Origin of the sequence: Halobellus sp. (assembly GCF_042218505.1) — an archaeon.
Lineage (GTDB): Archaea > Halobacteriota > Halobacteria > Halobacteriales > Haloferacaceae > Haloquadratum.
On sequence record NZ_JBDGQZ010000027.1, the window covers coordinates 1 to 5,241 of the forward strand.

At 65.9% G+C, this 5,241-nt stretch carries 5 protein-coding genes and 1 pseudogene; 4 read left to right on the plus strand and 2 right to left on the minus strand.

What is annotated here, in order from left to right; genetic code table 11:
* The 3 genes from ABEI27_RS09120 to ABEI27_RS09130 all read left to right on the plus strand — a co-directional run.
* A partial coding sequence (locus tag ABEI27_RS09120) for a chemotaxis protein CheW (protein ID WP_375799091.1) occupies positions 1 to 491 on the plus strand: 491 nt, incomplete at its 5' end.
* Entirely contained in the window at positions 491 to 1,375 is an 885-nt protein-coding gene (locus tag ABEI27_RS09125) for a CheR family methyltransferase (RefSeq protein WP_375799092.1), read from the plus strand. The genes ABEI27_RS09120 and ABEI27_RS09125, both read left to right, overlap by 1 nt.
* Before the next feature lie 6 nt (positions 1,376 to 1,381).
* Positions 1,382 to 2,266, plus strand: a complete 885-nt coding sequence (locus tag ABEI27_RS09130) for a CheF family chemotaxis protein (RefSeq protein ID WP_375799093.1) — start codon at positions 1,382 to 1,384, stop codon at positions 2,264 to 2,266.
* A 76-nt stretch (positions 2,267 to 2,342) separates the two neighbouring features.
* Here ABEI27_RS09130 and ABEI27_RS09135 read toward each other — a convergent pair whose 3' ends face one another.
* The gene (locus tag ABEI27_RS09135; protein WP_375799094.1) at positions 2,343 to 2,711 is read right to left on the minus strand and encodes a hypothetical protein; all 369 of its coding nucleotides are present in this window, start codon (positions 2,709 to 2,711) and stop codon (positions 2,343 to 2,345) included.
* 85 nt (positions 2,712 to 2,796) lie between these two features.
* Positions 2,797 to 4,596: a DNA mismatch repair protein gene (locus ABEI27_RS09140; protein WP_375799095.1), complete on the minus strand. Its 1,800-nt coding sequence runs from the start codon at positions 4,594 to 4,596 to the stop codon at positions 2,797 to 2,799.
* 204 nt (positions 4,597 to 4,800) lie between these two features.
* Here ABEI27_RS09140 and ABEI27_RS09145 point away from each other — a divergent pair.
* Positions 4,801 to 5,207: pseudogene (locus ABEI27_RS09145) on the plus strand (hypothetical protein); the annotation flags it as partial.
* Positions 5,208 to 5,241 lie beyond the last annotated feature (34 nt).

The following is a 5,241-nucleotide window of genomic DNA, read 5'->3' on the forward strand; positions in this document are numbered from 1 at the left end:
TCTCGATCCGACTGCCGGTGTCGGTCGCGATTATCAAAGTGCTTTTCGTCCGGATCGGCGAACGGGAGTTCGGCGTCCCGATCAAGTACATCGACGAAGTCTCACAGCAGTCCCGCGCCGAACGCGTCGACGGCGCAAAAGTCATTGTCCACGAGGAGCGCATCTTCCCGCTGATCCGACTCCGAGACGCACTCGACGTCGAAGGCTCGCGCCACGAGAACGGGATGACCGTCCGGATCCGTCCGGCTGATCGCCAGGTCGCGCTTCGATGTGACAGCGTCTCGCGACAGGAGGAGGTCGTCGTTACGCCGCTTCAGGGGCCGCTCAAGGGCACCGAAGGACTCTCCGGGACGGCCGTCGTGGGCGACGGCAACGTCGTACCGATTCTCGACGTGAACTCCCTCTCGATTCCGGAGGAGGGCAGGCAGGCCCGCCGGCAGTGGGCCCCGCCTGAGGACGACACCACCGAGGCAGAGGGGGCAGCCGACTGATGGGTCTGGACATCAACGTCGGCTCGGGATCGGACGACGACGCTGACGAGGACGACGAACGGTTCGACCAACTCCTGGCGTACGTCGAATCGTCGCTGTCGTTCGCGACGAGTTCGTACAACCGCTCGTATCTGGATCGCCGGATCTCCGCCCGGATGCGTCGCCAGCGGATCGACGACTACGGCGCGTACCAGGACCTGCTGGAGACGGACGACGAAGAACGCGAAGCGTTATTGAACGCGCTCAGCGTCAACGTCACCAGTTTCTTCCGCAACCCCGAGGTCTGGGAGTCACTTCGCGACATCATCGCGGAACTCAGCCAGGACGGGCGAACGCGGATCTGGAGCGCCGCCAGTTCCGACGGCCGGGAGGCGTACTCCGCTGCAATGCTGGCGATCGACGACGACCGGGTTGACGAGCGGAAGGTCGAGATCCTCGGGACCGACATCAAACCCGAGATCCTGCGGGCCGCCCGCCGCGGTGAATATCACGCCTCCGAGACCAACGACCTCGAGGAGCAACTGGAACCGCTAGTGGGGAACGCTCAGTACGTCGAACGCGACGGCGACGCGTTCTGCGTCACCGACGACGTGAAGGACCTGGTTTCGTTCCGCAAGCACGATCTGGTCCAGCAGGAACCCCCGCAGACGTTCGACCTGGTTATTTGCCGGAATCTCTTCATTTATATCAACCGGGAGGCGAAAGAGGCAATCTTCGAGACGCTGAGTTCGGCCGTCGAATCCGGCGGATACCTCACGATCGGGATGACCGAGACCATTCCGGCCTCCTGTCGTGATCGGTTCGATCCGGTGGAAAAGCGGTTACGAATCTACCGCGACGCCGGCGACGGCGGGTCGCGATCACGAAGCCGCTCACGGAGGTGAGCACGCGTGCAACCCGGCGAAACGAAGATCGCTGACACGCGAGGGGAGTTCCTGAGAGCCCTGCGTGACGGTCGCGAACGGAACGACGCCGGCTGGACCAACGGACGGATTCTCCTTTCGAACAAGCGGATCGTCCTAGCGGGCACGGGCGGCAAGCGAACGTTCCGTCTCGACGCCATCGACCGGGTCGGCGGGCGCTTCGACGTGAATCAGCGCGTTGCGACGGTTTCGGACTATCTCGCGCTGCAGTTCGACAACGGTGAAAACGTGATTCTCATCGCGCCGGCGGACTTCGAGGGGTTCGAGATGGACCTCTACGACGCTCTCCTCTCTTCGACGAAGTTTCTCGTCCGCCACCCGGCTGTCGAGGGCGGCGTCGTCCAGAACACCGAGTGGGAGGGCGCCCGGATGAAAGTCGAAGAGGAGTGCGTCAGCGTTGCGACCGTCTCGGGGACCTTCGTCGAGATCCGTCTCGACGACATCGGCGACATCGATATGGGCCGACGGACGGTCCGCGAAGAGCAGCGCGAAGTCATCGAGGTCGAACACTCCGATAACGAGGGGACGAGCGTGCAGACGTACGTTTCCGGCCCCGAACGGGCCGTGAGCATCCTGAAGTCGCTTCTCCGGATCGGCGAGGAACAGACCGAAACGTCGCTGGATCTCTCGATGCAGGACAAACAAGTCCTGATGGCGCTGTACTCGGGTGTCTCGCCGTTCGACATCCCGCAGTTTCTCGGCATCGACGTCGACCAGGTCGAGGAGTTGTTCGTGCGGTTGATCGACCACGACGTGCTCGACGAGGTGCGGATCCGCCACGAGGTGGAACTCAACGCTCGTGGGCGGTCGATCGCGGCAGACGCAATCGACGAGCAGGGCGCGGAGATGTGACAGTAGCGGGGCATACGCGCGCTCCTGAGGTGGCTACGAGCGATCGTCTCGTCGCGGGTCGAGAACCGAATCACCCTTACCCGGAGGCGTGTGCCAGAATCTCCGTGCGGGCCTCCGACGCGCAGTCTCGACCGCCCCGACCGAAGTGCAGCGTGTTCTCGTTGACCGGATCGCTCAGCAGGCCGCCGGCGTCGACCGCCATCCCGGTCTGTTCGATCTGGAGGTAACCAATGGTGACGCCCTTCGAGAGATCGACGCCCTCGATCTCGTCTGTCGGGATCGTCTTGTCGTCGAACCGCGAGCGCTCGACGCGCTCGATTTCGACGCGGTCGGCGTAGACGGCGATTGTCCCGTCCTGGAACGAGCAGACGACCAGCGCGTCGGGGTACTCGTCGGCGTCGTCGCTCGAATCGCCGTCACTACCGCCCCACGGAAGATCGATCATTAGCGGAGACTACCGAGAGCGCTCGCAAAAGCGTTCGGCCCGAACGGGTGAGAGAGACGGGTGGCCACAGAGCCGCACTCGGGGCTCAGTCGCTCGACCACTCGGCGTCCGACAGCGTCCGCTGGACGGCCTCCTCGCCGACAGCGGCCGCCAGCGCCTCGAACCCACGCCGCTCCGAGCGGTCGCGGGCGTTGGCGACGAGTCGGGAGACGATGAACTCCGGCGTCGACTTGCCGACCGTGCCGAACCGCGGCTGGTAGTCGACCTCCAGCGCGAGGCCCTCGGTCAGTCCCTCCGCGAAGATGCCGTCGATGCGCGCCTCCGACGGAAGCGGACTGAGATCGTCCGCCAGGTGGGTGACGTAGACGCCGAGCGCTTCTTGCTCGACGGTCAGATCGACGAGTCCATTCAGGAGGTCAGCCGCCCGGCCGGGTTCAGTGATCGCCTCGAACTCGTCGACGAGCATAAGCGTTCGATCACCAGTCGAGAGCGGCGGGACGATGGATTTCAGCGTCGACTCCAACACGCCGGCGTTGAAACTGGCGTGCCGGCGGTGAAAGACGATCGTGTCGAACCGCCCGACTGCCGCGTCGGCCGCGGGGACCGGCAACCCCATCGCCGCCAGCAGCGCGACCTGCGCGAGCGTCTCAAGCAGCGTCGTCTTCCCGCCGGAGTTCGCGCCCGTGAGAACCGCGACTCGGTCGCCGCTCGGGGGCGCTTTCGGGGGTTCCCGGTCGGGCGAACTGTCGTGCTGACCCGCCGTGACATCGCCGGGACTCGGGTCATCGAGGGCGTGGTCGCCGACGGCGTAGGTCACGGGCTGGACCTCGCCCGAGAGCGTAAGATTTCGCGCTTCGACCACCGCGAGGCCGTCGTCAACGAGCCGTGGACGGGTGAGTTCGTGCTCGGCAGCGAACCGCCCCAGCGAGAGGTCGAACGCGATGTCAGAGACCGTCGAAACCGCAGTTTCGACGTCTTGGCGGGCTGTCTCGATCGATTCCTGAAGATTGGCCGCAACGGTCGCCTCCCGCGCATCGACGTCGTCGTCGAGTTCCGACCGAAGCGCGCGGAGCGAGGTGGCGGCGAAGTCGGCCTCGTCGTGAGCGTCGCCGGCCACAGCGGCCTCGACGCGTCCGCGACGGACGTCCGCCTCGCTGGCGACGTACTCGACGAACGCGGCACGAAACTCCTCGAAGTCGCGGACGCCGCGTTCTCTGATCGACTCCAGAACGTCGAGCGCGTTCGTCTCTAACTCGGCGACGGCGGCGCGTCGGTCGCGCAAGCGGTCGAGTTCCTCGTCCGCTCCGGCGGCGACGCTGCCGTCAGCATCGACGGTCCCGAGCGCCTCGGCCGCCGCCCAGAGCGCGTCGTCGTCGAGGTCGTCGAGGGCTGCAAACGTGCCCCCACGAAGACCTGCCTCGCGGAGTTCCAGCGCCGTCTCGACGGCCACGCGGTCGGTGCCCTCCTCGCGGTCGTAGGCATCGAACGCCGACGTGACCGCCTCGCGGGCGGCCGTATCCAGTCCCGTCCACGCGTCTCGCGCGTCGAGCACACGGTCGAGTCGCGCGTCGCGCTCGTCGATGGTTGGCAATGGTGTCATCACACGCACGCGGTCGGCCGCGTGCCGAGTGAGCGCGTACTCGCTGGCGAGGGCGAGCAGATCGTCGTAGACGTCGCGGGCGTCGCGCGTCCCGAGCGTCTGGATCCCCGCTGCGCCGTTGGCCCGACGGAGGATCCGAACCGCGCGTCCCCGGGGGATTCCGGCGTCCGCGAGCCCCCTGATGTCGGCGTCCTCGATAGCCGCAACTGCCGCCTCGACGCCCATCGACTCGCGAAGCCGCTCACTCGTCTTTGGGCCGACGCCCCAGTAGTCCTGCAGTCGCATATCCGCACCTCAGCCGGAACCGTCTTGTAGGTTGGCGATTGGGAGACGGCGACGGACGCTGCCGGCACCCTTCGCTGCTGATCGCCCACCGACGAGAGCCCCTCCGTCCCGATTGCCGGCCGCTGAGAACGAGATCCCACGACTACTGCGCCAGTGGTTGCTGCAACTCGTATGCTACGAACCGTCATCGGCTTCCTCGGCTGTCTCGCCGCCGCGTTCAACGAGTCGGTCTATCACCCATACACGAGCCTGAAGTACCACACGCTGCTCGTGGCGGCGCTGCTGGACAACTACCGCGCCGGGAACGAGTCCCCGGTCTCCGACTCATCCTCGATTCAGCGGGCGAGGTCGTTCCGTTCCGCACCGTCTTCGACGGCGAGCGCTTCGCGTTCCGCATCGACGTCGAGGCCGATGGACGGCCCTCCGCTCGCCTCGGGAGTCGTCCGTAGCGGTCGTGGGCGTCGGCGTGGAATCGCCTGACAGCGCACCCGCTCGATACCGACCACGACAAGTACGACATGACCCTCGATGCCAACCTTCGGTGGATGCAGTCCTGGAGCGCCGCGCTACAGTACGTCGAAGACTACGCAGAATGGAGGCCCGACCGATGACGGCGATTCAGCAAGTCCTGTGGGAGCTGCGGAT